Origin of the sequence: Plantibacter sp. H53, from assembly GCF_001650455.1 — a bacterium.
GTDB lineage: Bacteria > Actinomycetota > Actinomycetes > Actinomycetales > Microbacteriaceae > Plantibacter > Plantibacter flavus_A.
Map to the genome: position 1 here is coordinate 79700 of NZ_LWCT01000051.1, position 18422 is coordinate 98121.

Sequence of the window (18422 nt, forward strand, 5' to 3'; positions counted from 1 at the left end):
TTCCGGGCGACTCAATGCAAGGGCGGCTTGACGGATCGGAACCTATCTTCCTATAGTGGCTCCATGGCACGCAGACGACCCGGCACGCTCTTCCCGCTCGAGCTCGACATCCTCGACGTCGGCACCGTGTTGCAGGCGACCGATGGGAGCTTCTACGGGTTCGCCCTCGCCAAGCAGCTCGCCGAAGCCGGGGATGCCGCCCTCACCGCGCACGGCACGCTCTACAAGGCCCTGTCGCGGATGGCGGACGCCGGCCTGATCGAGGCGACGTGGGAGGCTCCGGAGGTCGCCGAGGCGGAGGGCCGCCCCCGTCGACGGCTGTATCGGATCACGGGCGAAGGCGCGACGGCCCGGGATCGTGAGCACGCGAGGATCGCCGGTGAGCAGGCCTCCGCGGCGAGGCCGGCGGGTGCGGCGTGGACGCATGGGGCGATCGCATGACCGCCATCCGGACGCCTGAATACCGCACGGCCGCCCACCGCGTCCTGAACTGGTGCGGGTGGTACACCCGAGACCTCTCGCCCGACGTCGCCGGGGAGCGCCGCGACGAGATCGCCTCCGACCTGTACGAGCACGCCGTCTGGGCCCACGAGACGGGCGTCACGCCACAGCGGCTCCGGCGCGACATCATGCTGCGGGCCATCCGCGGGATCCCGCACGACCTCTCGTGGCGCTCCGGGCAGTTGCGCGCGGGCCACGGCGTCGATCCGATGCCGCTCGGCATGCGGCGGGCCGGTGACGTCCTCGCAGCCCTCGTGGTGACCGGCGGCGTCCTGGTCACCGGAGCAGCGCTGTTCCTCCTCGTCCGAATCCTGCGTGCTCTCGTCATCGGCGACGTCGTCGAGGTGCCGACGGGCGCGCTCGGTGTGGCGATCGCCGCAGTCCTGGGCATCGTGGGGCTCGCGCTGTCGCTGCGGCGACGCAGTCGATGGCTCGGCGCGGGGCTCCTGGCGCCCGCAGCGGTCCTCATCGGCGTGCTCGCGGGCGACATCATGTACCGCGTCAGCGCGACCGGCGTGCTCATCGTGTCCCGCCTGAGCTCGCAAGGCGCCGGATTCGAACCGTGGTGGGTGATGAGCGTGGCGATCGGGGTCGGGGCGGCGCTCGGGTTCATCGGAGCCGCGGTGTGGTGGTGGCCGGGGGGTCGCCGAACGACGGAACGGGACGCAGTGGCGTCGATGCAGGGGGAGACGGTATGAGCGGCAGCGAGAGCCACGACGGGCCGGACGCGGCGCAGGAGGCGGCACCCGTCCGCCGGAGTCCTGGAATGCTCCGACGACGGATCGGGCTCGGCATCGCGATGAGCGGGGTGCTCGCGGTGGCGGCAGGCGGGGTGTTCATCGGGGTGTCGAACGCCCAGGCGGCCGCTGACGACGCCCGATCCCTCGAAGCGGTCGCCGAGGCCGCCGCGTCGCTCGACGACCTCCCGCCCGTCGAACCCGTGGTGCCCGCGGATCCCGCTGCCACGCCGGACGCTGGCGAACCCGTCTCGCCGGCGTCCGGAGTCGACTACTCGCAGACGCCGGAGGGCTGGTTCGACGCGACCACCGATCCGGCGGACATCGTGATCCCGCCGACCAACGAGTGGGGCGAGACGAATACCGGGATCTGGGAGGCGCAGCAGCAGATCATCGCGAAGTGCATGGCTGATCAGGGGTTCTGGTACGCGTGGACGAACGACCGCTCCAAGATCCTCGATCCACTCTTCGGCATGGTCATGTCGGAGTCGTCCGATGCGGCGTTCCTGGCCCGGTGGGGGACGAACCCCGACGATCAACCGTACGACTGGAAGCTCTCCGGCTGCCACGGCTACGCCGTCCACGTCACCGGGATGGACGACGCCCACTGACGCCGTTGATCGGCAGCGCCGGCGTCCGACGCCGGTGCTAGCGTCGCCCGCATGAGAATCCTGTTGATCGGAGCCAGTGGACATGTCGGACGAGCGGCGCAGGACGCCCTTGCGGAACGTCACGAGGTGATCGCGGTGTCCCGCTCGACGGCGCCTGCCGTCGACACCACCGACGAGGCGTCGATCGAGGCGCTGTTCGCCGAGGTGGGCGAGGTCGACGCGGTGATCGTCGCCGTCGGCTCGGTCCCGTTCAAGCCTGTGGGGGAGCTGACGCGCGACGACTACCGCGCGGCCTTCCTCGGCAAGGTGCTCAGCCAGCTCGACGTCGTGCGGATCGGGACGCCGTTCGTCCGCGACGGCGGCTCCTTCACGCTCACGACGGGCATCCTCGCCCGCGAGCCGATCGCGACCGGTGCGGCGGCCTCGATGGCCAATGGGGCGGTCGAGTCCTTCGTGATCGGTGTCGCCCCGGAACTCCCGCGCGGCATCCGCATCAACGCCGTCAGCCCCACGGTGCTCGCCGAGGCAACCGGGTACCACGACGCGTTCCCGGGCTTCCCGCCCGTCGCCTCCGACGTGGTCGGCCTCGCCTTCGTGCGCGCCATCGAGGGTGTCGGCACCGGTCGGGTGCTCGCGCTGGACTGAGCCGTCCCGGCACTCCCGAGGGGAGGCATGTCGTCGTCCGGCCGTCCGTCAGGCGACGATCCGCCTCCCCTCAGTCGCGCTCTCGACGCGGCCGACACCCAGCGCTAGGGTCGGCACATGACCCGCTTCCTGCTGAGCATCGCCGTCAGTCTGCTGTCCTCGGCGATCGGGCTGCTCGTCGCGGACTGGGTCGTACCCGGCGTCCGCTTGTCGCTCGGCGGCTTCGTCATCGCCGTCGTCGTCTTCACGATCGCGCAGGGCGTCCTCGGGCCCTTCATCCTGCGCCTCGCACGGCGCTACGCCTCAGCGATCCTCGGCGGCATCGGACTCGTGACGACGCTCGTGTCGTTGTTCGTCGCGTCGATCCTCCCCGGCGGCCTCCACATCCGCGGTGTCCTCGCCTGGGTGCTCGCCCCGCTGGTGGTGTGGCTGGTCACGGCGCTCGGAAGCTGGATCCTCGGCTGGGCGCTCATCACGCGCCGGTTCGGCGACCGGGATCGCGATCGAGGCGGCAAGCGCACGAAGCGGTAGGCGGCGACGAAGCCCGGACGGAATCAGCGGCCGGCGGCCAAGGCGGCTGCCAGCTCGACGCGGCTCGCAACGCCGAGCTTCCGCAGGACGTTCGCGATGTGGAACTTCACGGTGTTCTCGCTGATGGTGAGGGTCTCGGCGATCGCCCGGTTCCGTGCTCCGCCGGCGGCCAGCTCGGCGACGCGCCATTCGCGCTCGGTCAACGCGGCGGCCGCCGAGTCGGAACGTGTCTGGGCTGCGGGCGGTGGGTCGAGCGGAAGCGTCACGTGCAGTTCCGAACCCCACCCGGGCGTCGCCTGGACATCGAGACTGCCGCGGAGTGCGGCGACGCGAGCGCCGAGCTGCTGCACACTCGGGGTGTCGACGGTCAACTCGCCGGGGCCGTCGTCGCGGATGCCGATGAGCAGGTTGCTGCCGTCGCAGTCCCACTGCACCCGGACCCGCCCGACCGAGGACTGCTCGACGAGCGCGAGGACCGTGCCGCGGACGATCGCCCGGCCGGCGTGCGCCACTTCACCGGGGAGGGCCCGACCGTCGACGGGCGGCTCGATGAACTGGACCTCGGGACCGCCGAAGCGGGCCAGCGGACGGAGATCCTCGCGGAGCCTGGCGAAGGCGCGCGCGACCGGTTCCTCGGCCAGTTGGCGGTCGCGGTCGGACACCGCCCGCAGCTCGACCATCGCGGCCGAGGCGATCTCGGTCACCGCCGTTCGGGCGTCCTCCGCCGACGTCTGCCGTGACCGGGTGACGGCGAGGATCGACTCCAGTGTCGTCGCATGGGCGTCGGTGAGTTCCGCGATGGCGCCGGCGCGCTCGCTCGACGCCGCCCGCGAGTCACGGAGGTAGTCGGGGGCCGCCGTCGCGACCTGCTGCCGGATACCGGCCGCGACGACCCCCCACAGGGCGCCGATGAGCCGGTCGTCGATCGACCCCTGTGGGTCGGTCAGGACGAGGAGGGCGCCGGTGTCGGCCAGCCACGCGGCGATCGGACGTTCCGCGCCTGCGATCACCGCCGATGTCGGCCGGTCGGCGTGTGGTCCGGTGTCAGCGGTCGCTGTGGTGACCGGGCCGCGCGGGGTGCGCTGTCGAACGGCGTCGAGCTCGGCGATCGTGACGCCCTCGACGATCGCGGGGTCGCCGGCCTTCTTCCGGGGGCGGCCGGTGCAGTCCTCGGTGAAGATCACGAGCGCGGAATGGGCGACGACCGGCTCGAGGACCTCCCGGAACGCACCGGCGATGCGGAGCAGCGAGCTGGATGCGACGGAGGCCAGGCCGTCGAGCAGCTCGACCGGGTAGGTGACAGGGCGTTCGATCATGTCCGCACCCTATCCCATCCGCCTCCTCCCACCCGTTCGGGTAGGTGAAACCGTTCGGCCGAGCAGCGGTGCACCTACTCGATCACGCCCAGGATGGAGGGATGTCGAACCCCACCGTCCCTCCATCCACGTCGGTGACGCCTGCGACCTCGACGGTCCAGGGGGCGCTCGCCGCGATCGACGCCGAGCTGCATCGGACCGTGTCGAGCCTGCTCGAGGCCGATCCGGTCCCGTTCGCCGGAGCACTCGAGCGCCTGCGAACGGCGGACCGCGTGTTCGTGTCCGGTGCCGGTCGTTCTGGTCTCGCGCTCCGCATGACCGCGATGCGGCTCATGCACCTCGGGCTCACCGTCCACGTCGTCGGCGAGACGACGACCCCCGCCATCGTCGCGGGTGACGTCATCCTCGTCGCCAGCGGCTCCGGCACGACGACGGGTGTGGTCCGCGCCGCGGAAACGGCCGTCTCCGTCGGGGCCCAGGTGATCGCCATCACGACCGACCCCGCATCCCCGCTTGCCGAGCTGGCCGCCGAGACGATCGTCGTCCCCGCCGCGCAGAAGACCGACCACGGCGGCACGCGTTCCGTGCAGTACTCGGGCAGCCTCTTCGAGCAGGCGGTCATGCTGCTCGGCGACGCGTTCTTCCATGCGCTCTGGCAGTCAGCGGGCGTCAGTGCTGAGCAGCTGTGGCCGCGCCACGCGAATCTCGAGTAGTCACCCGATCCCTTTCAACGCGCCCGGCAGACGTCGGACGCCTCCCATCACGACAGAAAGCAGCACCACATGAAGCTCCAGGTAGCCATGGACGTCCTCACCACCGAGGCAGCCCTCGAACTCGCCGGGAAGGTCGCGCCCTACGTCGACATCCTCGAGCTCGGCACGCCCCTCATCAAGAGCGAGGGCCTGCGTGCCGTCACCGCGGTCAAGGACGCCCACCCCGACAAGATCGTGTTCGCCGACCTCAAGACCATGGACGCCGGTGAGCTCGAAGCCGACATCGCTTTCTCCGCCGGTGCGGACATCGTCACCGTCCTCGGAACCGCCGGTGACAGCACGATCGTCGGCGCCGTGAAGGCCGCGAAGGCGCACGGCAAGTCCGTCGTCGTCGACCTCATCGGGGTCGCCGACAAGGTGCAGCGCGCCAAGGAGGTCACTGCTCTCGGCGCCGCATTCGTCGAGATGCACGCCGGTCTCGACGAGCAGGCCGAGGAGGGCTTCACCTTCCAGACGCTCCTGTCCGACGGTGAAGCGGCCGCCGTGCCGTTCTCGGTCGCCGGTGGCGTGAACGTGTCGACGATCGCGTCGGTGCAGCAGGCGGGCGCGCAGGTCGCGGTCGCCGGTGGGGCGATCTACTCGGCCGACGACCCGGCGGCCTCCGCAGCAGCACTGCGCGCGGCAATCGTCGCCTAACCCCCTCCGCCAACCCCGCACCCGTCGGGTTGGCCAGCGCGGTGCGCTGACGTGAGCGCGGTGCATCGGACGTGAGCGCGGGTCTCCAGAGACCCGCGCTCACGGCTCCGGGGCGCGCTCGGGTCAGCGCACCGCGCTGGCGTCTCGGGTGGGTCGGCTGGGTGAAGTCCGAACATCGGACGGGATTCGGCTGCGACGCGGCATACTGGGCGGATCACCACGCGACGCTCGTCGGATGAGCGCGCAGCCGAGTACCCGAAGGATCCGCCGATGACGACCGATTCCAGCCCAGAGCAACCCATCGCACAGACGTCCTCGGGAGCGGTTCGCGGCACGCGCCGCGCCGACGGGTCGGTCGCCTTCCTCGGCATCCCGTTCGCCGAGCCGCCGATCGGAGCGAGACGGTTCCAGGCCCCCGAGCCCAGGGCGCCCTGGGACGGTGTCCTCGACGCGACCGCCTACGGTGCGACACCGCAGCGGAAGGCCATGGCCGAGATCACGACGATCCCGGAACCGTCGATCCCCGGCGACTCGACGCTCAACGTCAACGTCTTCACACCCGACCCGACTCCGACCGACGAGGGCGCCGGCCTGCCCGTCCTCGTGTGGATCCACGGCGGCGGCTTCATCGCCGGGTCGCCCGCGAGCCCCTGGTACGACGGCCGGGCCTTCAACCGCGACGGCGTCGTCACGGTCTCGGTGTCCTACCGCCTCGGCTTCGACGGCTTCGGCTGGCTGCCCGACGCCCCTGCCAACCGCGGCGTGCTCGACTGGATCCTCGCGCTCGAGTGGGTGCACGACAACATCGCGGCGTTCGGTGGTGACCCGCAGCGGGTCACGATCGCCGGCCAGTCCGCCGGCGGCGGGTCCGTCATGACCCTGCTCACGGTCCCGTCGGCCAGGCACCTGTTCGAGCGGGCGATCTCGGTGTCCGGAGTGCCCGGCGACGTCCCGCTCGTCGAGGCGCAGGCCCTGACCGCGCGACTCGCCGAGCACCTCGGGGTGCCCGCAACCCTGGCCGGTTTCGCGAGCGTCTCGGAGGCGACGCTGATCGAGGCTCAGGGCTTCGAGGTCGTCCCCGGTGGGGCGACCGATCCGGAGTCCGTGCTCCGAGGGATGACGACGATGAACGGCCGCCTCGGTCTCGGGCCCGTGGTCGACGGCGAGCTGGTCGTCGACACCGTCGAAGCGGGCATGATCGCGGGACGAGGTGCGGACAAGCCGTTGCTCGTCAGCGCGACCCGAGAGGAGTTCGCCGGGTTCTTCACCGGTCGGCTCGACGAGTTCGACGCCGTGGCGCCGACGCGTGCCCTCGAGCTCATGGGTGTGCCGGAGCCGCTCGCCGAGGCGTACGTCGCGACCCAGCCCGGCGAACGCACGGGACTCGTCGCGGGTCGCTTCGTGAGCGACGTCATGTTCCGGGAGCGCGTCATCCGCTGGCTGGCGCTGCGGGACGACGCCGAGACCTGGGTCTCCGACTTCGTGTGGCGCTCGACGGTGAGCGGGATCGCGGAGCACTGCCTCGACGTCCCGTTCATCTTCGACGTGCTCGACGACCCGGACGTCACCCGGGTGGCGGGCCCGCACGCGCCGCAGGAGCTGGCTGATCGGGTCCACGGTGCCGTCGTGGCGTTCGTCCGAGACGGGTCACCGGGCTGGTCGAGGTCCGACCGCGACGCCTCCGAGATCGAGGTGTTCGACGCGGCCGGGGGACCGACGGTCGAACCGTTCGAGAGTGCGCGCGTCCTCGCAGCGGCGAAGCGACTCGGGGAAGCGGCATCGACACCGTCCTGACGGACCCGGGCACCCGGCTCGTAGGACGAATCGGACCGTTCTGCCAGGGGGTGTGGCTGTGAGGCGTCCCGCGTTACCGTCGGGACACGAGGAAAGGAATCAGCATGAGCGACCCACGAGACGAGATGGACGACCCGATCGGCGACGCGCAGGAGGCGATCTCCCGATCGCTGCCCGACAACGCTCCCGAGAGCGACGATCCGATGGCGGCGCCGACGGTCGACGAGCCGGGCTCCGAGCCCGGTGACGGTGACCCCGCCGACCAGCCGGGCCTCCTCTAGCGCGGCTCGCCCGGGACGGTCTTCGGCTCGGGAATCCCTGGTCAGCGCGGTGCTGTCGACCGAGCTGTGGTGATTCGGTGCCAGCGCGGTGCGCTGGCCCGAACACGCGGGATCAGGCCTGAGCGCGGCCCATACGCGTGAGCGCGACCCTCCGGAGACCCGCGCTCACGCGTATGGCCCGCGCTCGCGTCAGCGCACCGCGCTGGCGCACACCGACACGGTGGAGGGCGGAGGTGTGCAACGCGGGGGCGCTCCGCGCGCGTAGCGGAACGACTTCGGACGATGTCAACCCCCGCGACGGAATGGTCGGGCCCCCATACGGTGGACGGAGTTCTGCGAAAGGAGCTTCACCATGAACATCCTGCTCATCATCGTCATCGTCGTTGCCATCGTTCTCGCCATCACCGGTGGGTTCGTCCAGTCCCTCAACTTCCTGCTGTGGGTCGGCCTCGTGCTGCTCGCGATCGCGATCATCGCGTTCCTGATCAGGACGATCACGGGTCGCAAGGCGCTCTAACTCGAATTCGAGTCCACGAAGCGGTCGGTCCCTCCGGGGCCGGCCGCTTCGCTGTGTCCGGGGTGGTGCGTCCGGGCGGGATCCGAGCCCTACCGCAATGACGGATCGACGCTCGTCCGTCGGAGCACCGCATCGGCGAAGGCCCCGAACAACCGCTCGCCGGCTTCGCGCATCGGCCCCGCCACGGCGTCGACCTCGGACCGCAGCCGGTCGGCCGCCTCCTCCGCGGTCCCGGCGATGAACGGCAGGTCGCGGAGCATGAGCGGTTCCGCGAGCCATCGGTCGAGCATCGGCGGGTCGACCTCGAGGTGGAACTGCGTCGCGAAGACCCGGTCCTCGATCCGGAACGCCTGGTTCGGCGTCGACGGCGACGACGCGAGGACCGTCGCCCCATGCGGAGCCTCGACGACGTCGCCATGCCAGTGCAGCACCGGTAGCCGCTCTCCGCGCATACCGAGTTCGCTCTCGGTCAGGAGTTCGACGTCGCCGACACCCACCTCATGCGCCGCCGCCGAGTGGAGGGTGGCGCCGAGGGCCGTCGCGATGAGCTGGTGCCCGAGGCAGATCCCGAACACCGGGATGCCGAGTACCGCCGCATCGCGCACGAGCTGCGCTTCGAGCCCGAGACCCGGGTGCTCCTCCACGTCGAGCGCGCCCATCGGGCCACCGAGGAGGACGAGCCCGTCGAACCCGGTGATCTCGCGCGCCGGCGGCAGCTCACGGCGCTCGACGACCGTGTCCAGCGTCCAATCGATCCCCGATGCCGTCAGCACCTCGCCGAGCACCGCCGGTCGCTCCCAGGGGACGTGCTGCAGGATGAGGACGTGCGGTCTGGTCATCGGAGGCCTCCAGGTCGCTGGGGCGGCGCGACCGGTCTCCGCCGGGTCGCGGAGGTCGTCACCGTGGGAGCATCGTAGCGAATCCGGGCGCCGCCACCGGCCCGAGGCTTCAGGCTCCCGGCCGATACACTGTCACCGTGCTGCTCTCGGACCGTGACATCAAAGCCGAACTCGACGCCTCCCGCATCGCGCTCGACCCTTACTCGCCGGAGATGATCCAACCGTCGTCCATCGACGTGCGCCTCGATCGCTTCTTCCGCCTCTTCGACAACCACAAGTACCCCTTCATCGATCCCGCGGAGGATCAGCCCGAGCTGACGCGCCTCATCGAGACGCTGCCGAACGAGCCGTTCATCCTGCACCCCGGCGAGTTCGTCCTGGGGTCCACGTACGAGCGGGTGTCCCTCCCGGACGACGTCGCCGCACGCCTCGAGGGCAAGAGCTCGCTCGGTCGTCTCGGTCTCCTCACGCACTCCACCGCCGGCTTCATCGACCCGGGCTTCACGGGCCACGTCACCCTCGAGCTCAGCAACGTCGCGACGCTGCCGATCAAGCTCTGGCCGGGGATGAAGATCGGTCAGATGTGCTTCTTCCGGCTCACGTCACCTGCCGAGCGCCCGTACGGGTCGAGCGAGTACAGTTCCAGGTATCAGGGACAGCGCGGACCCACCGCCTCCCGTTCCTTCCAGAACTTCCACCGGACCGACGTCGGCGAGACGCAACGCTGACGCAGGATTGAGGCGGGCGTCCCGACGACGGGCGAGCAGGTGGACCAGCAGAAAGGCCCCGCCATGAGCACGTCAGAGCGACCCGACTTCGCCCGCGCGATCACCGCCGACGGGCCGACGCCGCTCTACCCGCGCCGCATGGTCCGGTTCGGCCAGTTCGTCGGGTCCTGGGACGTCCACTCGAAGCGCCTCGACGACGAGAGCGGCGAGTGGGTCGAGTCCGACTTCCGTTGGATCGTGTCGTACATCCTCGAGGGGCGTGCCGTGCAGGACGTCCAGCTCGTCGCGAACGACGCCGAACCGTCGGGCTGGGAGACCGTCAGCACGGCTCTCCGCGTGTACGACCGGTTGATGGGCGCCTGGCGCGTGAACTACGTCGAGCCACGGCGCGGCGAGTTCTGCCAGCTCGTCGCGACGCCGCACCGCTCCGACGGCATCCGCCAGGACGGCACGCGGAACGACGACAAGCTCATCCGGTGGAACTTCAGCGGCATCACCGAGGACTCGTACACCTGGGAGAGCTGGGTGTCCGACGACGAGGGCGCGACCTGGTGGCTGCAGGAGCACAACGAGGGTCGCCGCATCGCCTGAGTGGCTCCGTCTCCACCGCGACACTCAGGTGTCGGTGCGCGCCAGGCGCTCCAGGAACGACGCCAGCTGCTCGCGCTCGGCCGTGGAGAAGCCGTCGAGGATGCGCTCCTCGGCGGCGAGGTGATCGGGCAGGGCCGCTTCGACGAGGCGCTTGCCGGCCGGGGTGAGGGCGACGACCGTGCCGCGCCCGTCCTGCTCGCTCGGACGGCGCGTCACGAGACCGCGCTCGACGAGCTTGTTCACGCGCTGGGCGATCGCACTCGACGTCACCATCGACCAGTGGGCGAGGTCCTTCGGCGCGAGTTCGTGCGGTGAGCCCGAGCGGAGGAGGGTCGCGAGCACGTCGAACGACGCGCTGTCGAGCCCGTGCTCGGCGAAGGTCGTGGACAGCCGTGCGTCCACCGCCGTCGCGGCCCGTGACAGGCGTCCGATGACGGCCATGGGCGAGACGTCGAGATCGGGTCGCTCGGTCCGCCACTGGCCCAGGATGTCGTCGACGCGCGTGCTCATCCGGCCAGCATAGCAATTTGCTTAGCGCTGAGCTATTATTTCTCAGTGCTTAGCAATCAACTCCGCATCGCCGCCGTCACCGCCATCGCCCCGATCAGCTGGGGGACGACCTACCTGGTCACGAGCGAACTGCTCCCGCCCGGACGACCGCTGCTGGCAGCCGTGCTCCGGGCGTTGCCCGCCGGACTCCTGCTCCTCGCGATCACACGAACCCTCCCGGTAGGTGGCTGGTGGTGGCGATCGCTCGTGCTCGGCACGCTCAACATCGGCGCCTTCTTCGCGTTCCTCTTCCTCGCCGCCTACCGGCTGCCCGGTGGGGTCGCCGCGACCATGGGGGCGATCGGGCCCGTGCTCGTCGCCGTGCTCGCGAGCCTGCTGGTGGGGGAGGCGTTGACCGTGCGCCGGGTCGTCGCGGGATTCGCCGGAGTGGCCGGCGTCGCGCTGATCGTACTGCAGGCCGACGCTCGTCTCGATGTGATCGGCGTCGTCGCCGCACTCGCCGGTGCTGCGTCGATGTCGCTCGGATCGGTGCTGAGCAAGCGGTGGGGGAGACCCGAGGTCGGCCGCCGGATCGGCACGCGCCGATGCGCGGACCCGGACCCGTCCGAGGTCAGCGGCGCACCGGTCTCCGGCCTCGCATCGACCGCCTGGCAGCTCGTCGCCGGCGGCATCGTGCTCGTGCCGGTGCTGCTCATCGTCGAGGGGCTCCCATCGGCCGCCCCGGACGCAGCTGCGATCGGCGGGTACGCCTACCTCTCCCTCGTGGGCGCAGCCCTCGCCTACACCCTGTGGTTCCGTGGCATCGCAGCGCTGCCCGTCGGGTCCGTGTCGTTCCTCGGCCTCCTGAGTCCCGTCGTCGCCGTGCTGGCAGGCCTCGTGGTCCTCGGCGAGGCACTGAGCCTCGGACAAGTGCTCGGAATCGGGGTCGTCGCCGGCTCTCTCGTCCTGGTCTTCACCGCGAGGCGGCCCCGGGCCATACTGAGCGCATGAGATTTCGCACCGTCATCGAACTCCAGGGCAACAACACCGGCATCCTCGTCCCCGACGCCGTCGTCGAGGGCCTGGATCGTGGCAAGCGCGTGCCCGTCGTCGTCACCGTCGGTGCGACCACCTACCGCAGCACCATCACGCCGATGGGCGGCCGGTACCTAATCGCGCTGAGCGCCGCCAACCGCGCCGCCGCCGGGGTCGCGGGAGGGGACGAGGTCGAGGTGGACCTCGAGCTCGACGAGGCACCGCGCGTGTTCTCGTTGCCGCCCGAGCTCGAGACGGCGCTCGCGGGAGACGAGCAGGCGCTCGCCGCCTACGGAGCCCTGTCGTTCAGCCGTCAGCGCGCGCTGGCCGAGCCGGTCGCGCTGGCGAAGACGGATGCGACGCGAGACAAGCGGATCGCCGCGGCCGTCGACGCACTCCGCGGCGCCTGACCTCGCTCAGTCGCCTGAATCTGCTCGAAAACCGGGGCGATCCGTGCGGCTCAGCGGGCCGTGGACTCCGCGAGCAGCGGCACGACGAGCGGCAGCTGGAGCGTCAGCCACGGGCTGAACGCGAAGGGTGCCTGCTCGACGGACGCCAAGAGCGATTCGGGCTCGGCCCAGGCCCACTCCACGACCTCGTCGGGGTTCGGCTCGGGCGTCGCGTCCGTGTAGGCGACGTAGACCGGGCAGATCTCGTACTCGACCACGCCCGAGGCGTCGACGGCGCGATACCGGAAGTCGGGCAGCACCAGTTCCGGCGCGGAGATCGGCAGGCCCAGTTCGGCACTCGCCCGACGCAGCACGGCGTCCACGCTGTCCTCGTCCGGGCCGGGGTGTCCGCAGAACGAGTTCGTCCAGACGCCCGGCCACGTGAGCTTCGAGAGCGCGCGCCGGGTCACGAGGATGCGTCCGTCGGGCCCGATGACGTGGCAGGAGAACGCGAGGTGGAGTGGCGTCTCCAGCGTGTGGACGGTCGCCTTCGGCGTGGTGCCGATGCGGGTGCCGTCCTCGGCGAGCAGGACGACGAGTTCTTCGGGTACCGACATGCGTCCATTCTCCCCGACGATCGGGGCGAACGCGAATGGACAGCTAGCGTACTAATCTCACCGCTCCGTGAAGTAGCCTCGTGATATGGAGACCCACCACGTCGTCGACGTGCCCTATCGACAACAGCATCAGGTCGAGGATGCCCTCGAGCGTTTCCTCGAACTGGCGAAGACGCAGGCGGTGTCGTTCGGCGGCGCCGGCTACCTGCGGCTCTGGGAGACCATCGAGCGCAGCATGGCCGGCGGCAAGCGGTTCCGTCCCCGGATGGTCATGACGGCGTACGAGGCGCTGGGTGGCGAGGACATCGTCGCGGCCGCCCACGTCGCGGCCGCCTACGAACTCCTGCACACCGCGCTGATCGTCCACGACGACGTGATCGACCGCGACTTCGTCCGGCGCGGCAGCCCCAACGTCTCCGGTAGCTACCGCGACATCGCGCAGACCGCGGGCATCCCGCTGCCGCTCGCCGAGCACCGCGGCATGTCCGTCGCCGTCATCGCGGGCGACCTCGCCCTGTCCGCGTCCTACCGTCTGATCGACCGCGCCGGGAGCGCCGACTCGGTCCGCACCCGCCTCCGCGAGATCCTCGACGACGCCATCTCCGCTTCGGCAGCCGGTGAGCTCGCCGACGTCGACTTCACGGTCGGCGGCGTCGTCCCGACGGTCGACGACATCATCCGCATGGAGCGCCTGAAGACCGCCTACTACTCGTTCGAGGCGCCACTGCAGTCGGGTGGTGTCCTGGCCGGTGCTCCGGAGGCGACGATCGACGCGCTCGGGGCCTTCGGGCAGCAGATCGGCATCGCCTACCAGATCATCGACGACGTCCTCGGCGTCTTCGGCGACTCGAAGACGACCGGCAAGACGACGATCGGCGACCTCCGCGAGGGCAAGCTGACGGTCATGGTGGCGTTCGCAGCGGAGCAGCCCGAGTGGCACGCCGTCGAGCACCTCTTCGGCGACCCGGACCTCGACGAGGAGGGTGCCGCCGTCCTGCGCGACGTCCTCACGACGACGGGCGCCCGCCAGCACGCGACCCTGCTGGCCGGTGACTACGCCAACCGCGCCTGGGAACAGCTGGCCTCGCCGAGCATCCCGGCGCAGCTCCGCGACGAGCTCCGCCCCATCGTCGCCACCGTGCTCGAGCGGTCGCGATGACCGCAGCAGGGGACGGGACCGGGCGACCCGCGGACGACGCCTCGGCGGTCGGCGACGCACGACAGCTCTACGACCGGGTCGCGCAGGAGACCGCCAGCATCGTCATCCGTCGGTACTCCACGTCCTTCGGTCTGGCGGCCAGGCTGCTGGGTGGCGACATCCGCCAGGACGTCGAGAACGTGTACGCGCTCGTCCGCATCGCCGACGAGATCGTCGACGGCGTGGCCGCGGCGGCCGGGCTCGGCCCCGAGCGGGTCCTCCGCATGCTCGACGCCCTCGAGCAGGACACCGAGGATGCGATGGAGACGGGATACAGCAGCAACCTCGTCGTCCACGCCTTCGCCATCTCGGCGCGGTCCGCGGGCATCGAGACCGACCTCACCCGTCCGTTCTTCGCGTCCATGCGCGCGGACCTCTCGCGCACCGTCCACACCCCGGAGACGTTCCGCGACTACGTGTACGGCTCCGCCGAGGTCGTCGGGCTCATGTGCCTGCGGATCTTCCTGCGCGGCCACGACGTCGACGACGCCCAGCGCGCCGCGTTCGTCGTCGGCGCCAGGAGTCTCGGTGCCGCCTTCCAGAAGGTCAACTTCCTGCGCGACCTCTCGGCCGACCACGACGAGCTCGGACGCAGCTACTTCCCGGGTGTCGCCGTCGACGAGCTCAGCGAGGCGCAGAAGCACAGCCTGCTCGACGACATCGAAGCCGATCTCGACCGTTCGGCAGCGGTCCTCGGACGGCTGCCGAAGTCGAGCCGTCGCGCGGTCGCCCTCGCCCAGGAGCTCTTCTCGGAACTCGCCCGACGCATCCGGACCACGCCGGCCTCGGCCCTCGTCCGCACGCGTGTCCGGGTGCCCGACCCGGTCAAGCTCCGCATCGCCGCCGGCGCGCTCGCCGGTCGCACACCAGCCACGACCGGCACCACCGCCTCCATCCCGACGATCGACGAGAGCTCGCAGTCATGACCCCCTCCCACAACCGCACCGTCGTCATCGGCGGCGGCATCAGCGGTCTCGCCACCGCAGCCCTCCTCGCCCGCGACGGCCAGCGGGTCACCCTGCTCGAACGACGCGAGGTGCTCGGCGGCCGCGCCGGCACCTGGGAGCAGGACGGCTTCACCTTCGACACCGGCCCGAGCTGGTACCTCATGCCGGAGGTCTTCGACCACTTCTACCGGCTCCTCGGCACCTCCGCGGCCGAGCAGCTCGACCTCGGGCGACTCGATCCGGCCTACCGCGTCTACTCGGAGGGCCGCGACGGGCACCTCGACCTCGCCGCCGACCGGGCCGGCAACCTCGCCCTGTTCGAGTCGGTCGAGCCCGGTGCCGGCGCGAAGATGGACGAGTACCTCCGTAGCGCGAAGGAGACGTACGAGATCGCCATCCGGAGCTTCCTGTACACGACGTTCGAGTCGTACCGGACGCTCGCGAGCCGTGAGGTCCTCGCCCGGATGCCGAAGCTCGCGAAGCTCCTCACGGAGGACCTCGACACCCTGGCCGCGCGCACCGTCTCCGACGTCCGGTTGCAGCAGATCCTCGGCTACCCGGCCGTGTTCCTCGGTTCCTCGCCCTTCGAGGCGCCGAGCATGTACCACCTCATGAGCTACCTCGACCTCGAGGACGGCGTGCTCTACCCGCAGGGCGGCTTCTCGCGGATCATCGACACGATCGCCGAGCTCGCCCGCGCCGAGGGCGTGGAGATCATCACGGGCGCCGAGGTCACCGGCATCACCACGATGCCCGCCGGCCGCCGCGCCAGGGTCGACGGCGTCAACTACCTCGACGCCGGCGGTCGTCGGCAGCTGCTCCGTGCAGACCGCGTGGTGTCCGCCGCCGACCTGCACCACACCGAGACGACGCTGCTGCCCCGCGAACTCCAGACCTACCCGGCCGAGTACTGGGAGAAGCGCACGGCCGGTCCCGGAGCCGTGCTCGTCATGCTCGGCGTCCGCGGCGAGCTGCCGGAGCTCCTGCACCACAGCCTGTTCTTCACGGCCGACTGGCGCGACAACTTCGGCCGCATCTTCGGCGAGGAGACGAGCGTGCCCGACCCCGCGTCGCTCTACGTCTGCCGTCCGAGCGCGACCGATGCGGGCGTCGCACCCGACGGCCACGAGAACCTGTTCATCCTGGTCCCGGTCCCGGCCGACCCGTCCATCGGTGGCGGGGGAGACGCCCGGGTCGCGGAGATCGGTGACGCCGCCATCGCGCAGATCGCCGAGTGGGCCGGCGTCCCCGACCTCGCCGAGCGCATCGTGGTGCGTCGCGACGTCGGACCAGCCGACTTCGCGACCGACCTCAACGTCTGGAAGGGCACCGCCCTCGGGCCGGCGCACATCCTCTCGCAGAGCGCGATGTTCCGGAGCGGCAACGTCAGCAAGAAGGTCGACGGCCTGTTCTACACCGGTGGCTCCACCATCCCGGGCATCGGCCTGCCGATGTGCCTCATCAGCGCGGAGCTCGTCGTGAAGCGCATGCGCGGCGACATCACCACCGGCCCGATGGCTGAGCCGTTGCGCGCGCGCGCCGAGGCGACCGGCTGATGGGTCTGCTGTACCTGCTGGCGCTGCTCGTCTCGATCACCGGGATGGTCATGCTCGACCGGCGGTTCCGGCTGTTCTTCTGGGCCGATCGACGGCGGGCCGCGATCATCCTGCCGATCGGCGTCGTGTTCTTCCTCGTGTGGGACCTGCTCGGCATCGGCACCGGCATCTTCTTCCGCGGTGAGACGGCGTTCATGACCGGGCTCCAGGTCGCGCCCGAGCTGCCGATCGAGGAGGTCTTCTTCCTGACGCTGCTCTGCTACCTCACGATGAACCTGTTCGGTGCGGCGCGACACACGCTCGGCCGGGTGGTCCGCCGGACGACCGGCGCCGCCGAGGTGAGCGGACGATGACCTACTGGGCCCTCAACGCATGGTTCCTCGCCGTCGTGGCGGTCGTCGCCCTGCTGGCGGTCGTGCGGCTCGATCGCCGCCGTGTGAACGGATCGCGGTCCGCCGGCCTGACGGCGGGCACCTGGCTGCTCGCGGTGGGCGGTGGGCTCGTCGTCCTCCTGCTGATGACCGCGCTGTTCGACAACATCATGATCGGCATCGGGCTCGTCGGCTACGACCCGGCACTCATCTCCGGCGCCTTCATCGGCATCGCACCCCTCGAGGACTTCGCCTACGCCATCGCCGCGGCCGTCCTGCTCCCGTCCCTCTGGGTGCTCCTCGAGCGCCCAACCCCTGCTCCCGTCTCCCCATCCCCGTCCCAGGAGGACCCGGCATGAACCGACTCGGCCAGCTCGTGCTGTCCTCCCGACCGCTGTCGTGGATCAACACCGCCTACCCGTTCGCAGCGGCGTACCTGCTGACCACGCGCGAGCTCGACCTCACCTTCTGGCTCGGGACGCTCTACTTCCTCATCCCGTACAACCTCGCGATGTACGGCATCAACGACGTCTTCGACTACGAGTCCGACCTGCGGAACCCGCGCAAGGGCGGCGTCGAGGGCGCGGTCCTGGACCGTCGGATGCACCGGTTGACGATCTTCGCGGCGATCGTGACGAACGTCCCGTTCCTCGTCTACCTCGTCGTCATCGGGTCGCCGCTCTCGTGGCTCGTCCTCGCGATCAGCGTGTTCGCGCTCATCGCGTACAGCGCACCCGGCCTGCGGTTCAAGGAGCGGCCGTTCATCGACTCGCTCACCTCGAGCACGCACTTCGTGAGCCCGGCGGTCTACGGCCTCGTCCTCGCCGGTGCGGTCTTCACGCCCGCGCTCTGGGCGCTGCTCGTCGGCTACTTCCTCTGGGGGATCGCCAGCCACGCCTTCGGTGCGGTGCAGGACATCATCGCCGACCGGGAGGGCGGGATCGGCTCGATCGCGACGGTCATCGGTGCGGCGGCGACCGTCCGGTTCGCCTTCGTCGCCTACCTCGCCGGCGGTGCGCTGATGCTCGTGACCCCGTGGCCCATCCCGTTGGCGGGCCTGCTCGCACTGCCCTACGCCGCGAGTGTGCTGCCGTTCTGGAACCTCCGCGAGGAGGACGCCGAGCGGGCCAACGCGGGCTGGAAGCGGTTCCTCCGCCTCAACTTCCTGACGGGCTTCCTCATCACGATGCTCATCATCTGGTACTGGTTCCTGACGTCCTGACCGGAACCCGCGACCCTGTCTCAGGAGTCCCCCGGCGCGCCGCAGGCGTTGCACCGCGCCACGCCCGGGTTCTCCTGAGAACGGGTCGTCAGTCGAGG

General features: G+C 70.5%; 24 protein-coding genes. 20 read left to right on the forward strand and 4 right to left on the reverse strand.

The annotated features are described in order from the left end of the window. Nucleotides 1-63: 63 nt before the first annotated feature. The 5 genes from A4X17_RS18485 to A4X17_RS18505 all read left to right on the forward strand — a co-directional run bounded on the left by A4X17_RS18485 (nt 64) and on the right by A4X17_RS18505 (nt 3025). Complete coding sequence (locus tag A4X17_RS18485) at nt 64-441, forward strand: PadR family transcriptional regulator (RefSeq protein ID WP_064297118.1); 378 nt, start codon at nt 64-66, stop codon at nt 439-441. After that, nucleotides 438-1199 (forward strand): hypothetical protein, encoded by a 762-nt coding sequence (locus A4X17_RS18490; RefSeq protein ID WP_064297119.1) that lies wholly within the window; start codon nt 438-440, stop codon nt 1197-1199. Before A4X17_RS18485 ends, A4X17_RS18490 begins: the two co-directional genes overlap by 4 nt. Further along, entirely contained in the window at nt 1196-1849 is a 654-nt protein-coding gene (locus A4X17_RS18495; RefSeq protein WP_157583607.1) for a hypothetical protein, read from the forward strand. The genes A4X17_RS18490 and A4X17_RS18495 overlap by 4 nt, the downstream gene beginning before the upstream one ends. 51 nt (nt 1850-1900) lie before the next feature. After that, nucleotides 1901-2494, forward strand: coding sequence for a short chain dehydrogenase (locus A4X17_RS18500; protein WP_064297121.1), 594 nt, complete (start codon nt 1901-1903; stop codon nt 2492-2494). Nucleotides 2495-2611: 117 nt separating this feature from the next. Continuing rightward, on the forward strand, nt 2612-3025 hold the full coding sequence (locus A4X17_RS18505) for a phage holin family protein (RefSeq protein ID WP_064297122.1): 414 nt from the start codon (nt 2612-2614) through the stop codon (nt 3023-3025). A 23-nt stretch (nt 3026-3048) separates the two neighbouring features. Here A4X17_RS18505 and A4X17_RS18510 read toward each other — a convergent pair whose 3' ends face one another. After that, nucleotides 3049-4341, reverse strand: coding sequence for a LuxR C-terminal-related transcriptional regulator (locus A4X17_RS18510; protein WP_064297123.1), 1293 nt, complete (start codon nt 4339-4341; stop codon nt 3049-3051). Between the two features lie 101 nt (nt 4342-4442). Between A4X17_RS18510 and hxlB the strand changes: the two genes are divergently transcribed. The 5 genes from hxlB to A4X17_RS19575 all read left to right on the forward strand — a co-directional run bounded on the left by hxlB (nt 4443) and on the right by A4X17_RS19575 (nt 8342). After that, nucleotides 4443-5054: a 6-phospho-3-hexuloisomerase gene (gene hxlB / locus A4X17_RS18515; RefSeq protein ID WP_064297124.1), complete on the forward strand. Its 612-nt coding sequence runs from the start codon at nt 4443-4445 to the stop codon at nt 5052-5054. Nucleotides 5055-5123: 69 nt separating this feature from the next. After that, nucleotides 5124-5750 (forward strand): 3-hexulose-6-phosphate synthase, encoded by a 627-nt coding sequence (gene hxlA / locus A4X17_RS18520; protein WP_064297125.1) that lies wholly within the window; start codon nt 5124-5126, stop codon nt 5748-5750. 270 nt (nt 5751-6020) lie between these two features. Next, nucleotides 6021-7544, forward strand: a complete 1524-nt coding sequence (locus A4X17_RS18525; protein ID WP_064297126.1) for a carboxylesterase/lipase family protein — start codon at nt 6021-6023, stop codon at nt 7542-7544. A 104-nt stretch (nt 7545-7648) separates the two neighbouring features. Further along, nucleotides 7649-7825, forward strand: a complete 177-nt coding sequence (locus A4X17_RS19370; RefSeq protein WP_157583609.1) for a hypothetical protein — start codon at nt 7649-7651, stop codon at nt 7823-7825. A gap of 352 nt (nt 7826-8177) precedes the next feature. After that, nucleotides 8178-8342, forward strand: coding sequence for a hypothetical protein (locus A4X17_RS19575; protein ID WP_162852292.1), 165 nt, complete (start codon nt 8178-8180; stop codon nt 8340-8342). A gap of 89 nt (nt 8343-8431) precedes the next feature. On the opposite strand, the gene A4X17_RS18530 is transcribed toward A4X17_RS19575, so the two are convergent. Continuing rightward, nucleotides 8432-9181, reverse strand: coding sequence for a type 1 glutamine amidotransferase (locus A4X17_RS18530; protein ID WP_064297127.1), 750 nt, complete (start codon nt 9179-9181; stop codon nt 8432-8434). Nucleotides 9182-9318: 137 nt separating this feature from the next. Between A4X17_RS18530 and dcd the strand changes: the two genes are divergently transcribed. Both dcd and A4X17_RS18540 read left to right on the forward strand, forming a co-directional pair. Further along, nucleotides 9319-9909, forward strand: coding sequence for a dCTP deaminase (gene dcd, locus A4X17_RS18535; RefSeq protein WP_056009122.1), 591 nt, complete (start codon nt 9319-9321; stop codon nt 9907-9909). 63 nt (nt 9910-9972) lie between these two features. Next, nucleotides 9973-10500: a hypothetical protein gene (locus A4X17_RS18540; RefSeq protein WP_064297128.1), complete on the forward strand. Its 528-nt coding sequence runs from the start codon at nt 9973-9975 to the stop codon at nt 10498-10500. Between the two features lie 24 nt (nt 10501-10524). On the opposite strand, the gene A4X17_RS18545 is transcribed toward A4X17_RS18540, so the two are convergent. Then, complete coding sequence (locus tag A4X17_RS18545) at nt 10525-11010, reverse strand: MarR family winged helix-turn-helix transcriptional regulator (RefSeq protein WP_064297129.1); 486 nt, start codon at nt 11008-11010, stop codon at nt 10525-10527. A gap of 45 nt (nt 11011-11055) precedes the next feature. Between A4X17_RS18545 and A4X17_RS18550 the strand changes: the two genes are divergently transcribed. Together A4X17_RS18550 and A4X17_RS18555 are read left to right on the forward strand one after the other, a co-directional pair. Then, nucleotides 11056-12000, forward strand: a complete 945-nt coding sequence (locus A4X17_RS18550) for an EamA family transporter (protein ID WP_064297130.1) — start codon at nt 11056-11058, stop codon at nt 11998-12000. After that, nucleotides 11997-12434 carry a YdeI/OmpD-associated family protein gene (locus A4X17_RS18555; protein ID WP_064297131.1) on the forward strand — a complete coding sequence of 146 codons (438 nt, stop codon included), beginning with the start codon at nt 11997-11999 and terminating at the stop codon, nt 12432-12434. The genes A4X17_RS18550 and A4X17_RS18555 overlap by 4 nt, the downstream gene beginning before the upstream one ends. A 50-nt stretch (nt 12435-12484) precedes the next feature. Here the strand turns inward: A4X17_RS18555 and idi are convergent, their stop codons facing one another. Continuing rightward, a complete protein-coding gene (gene idi, locus A4X17_RS18560; RefSeq protein WP_064297132.1) occupies nt 12485-13030 on the reverse strand; it encodes an isopentenyl-diphosphate Delta-isomerase in 546 nt (181 codons plus the stop codon). A gap of 85 nt (nt 13031-13115) precedes the next feature. Between idi and A4X17_RS18565 the strand changes: the two genes are divergently transcribed. The 6 genes from A4X17_RS18565 to A4X17_RS18590 are packed head-to-tail and all read left to right on the forward strand — an operon-like array spanning nt 13116 to nt 18324. Then, nucleotides 13116-14189, forward strand: a complete 1074-nt coding sequence (locus tag A4X17_RS18565) for a polyprenyl synthetase family protein (RefSeq protein WP_079001229.1) — start codon at nt 13116-13118, stop codon at nt 14187-14189. Then, complete coding sequence (locus tag A4X17_RS18570; RefSeq protein ID WP_064297133.1) at nt 14186-15154, forward strand: squalene/phytoene synthase family protein; 969 nt, start codon at nt 14186-14188, stop codon at nt 15152-15154. Before A4X17_RS18565 ends, A4X17_RS18570 begins: the two co-directional genes overlap by 4 nt. Then, nucleotides 15151-16731 carry a phytoene desaturase family protein gene (gene crtI / locus A4X17_RS18575; protein WP_064297134.1) on the forward strand — a complete coding sequence of 527 codons (1581 nt, stop codon included), beginning with the start codon at nt 15151-15153 and terminating at the stop codon, nt 16729-16731. The genes A4X17_RS18570 and crtI overlap by 4 nt, the downstream gene beginning before the upstream one ends. After that, nucleotides 16731-17084, forward strand: a complete 354-nt coding sequence (locus tag A4X17_RS18580) for a lycopene cyclase domain-containing protein (protein ID WP_064297135.1) — start codon at nt 16731-16733, stop codon at nt 17082-17084. Before crtI ends, A4X17_RS18580 begins: the two co-directional genes overlap by 1 nt. Further along, nucleotides 17081-17461, forward strand: coding sequence for a hypothetical protein (locus A4X17_RS18585; protein ID WP_064297136.1), 381 nt, complete (start codon nt 17081-17083; stop codon nt 17459-17461). Before A4X17_RS18580 ends, A4X17_RS18585 begins: the two co-directional genes overlap by 4 nt. Then, on the forward strand, nt 17458-18324 hold the full coding sequence (locus A4X17_RS18590) for a prenyltransferase (protein WP_064297137.1): 867 nt from the start codon (nt 17458-17460) through the stop codon (nt 18322-18324). Before A4X17_RS18585 ends, A4X17_RS18590 begins: the two co-directional genes overlap by 4 nt. Nucleotides 18325-18422: the final 98 nt, after the last annotated feature.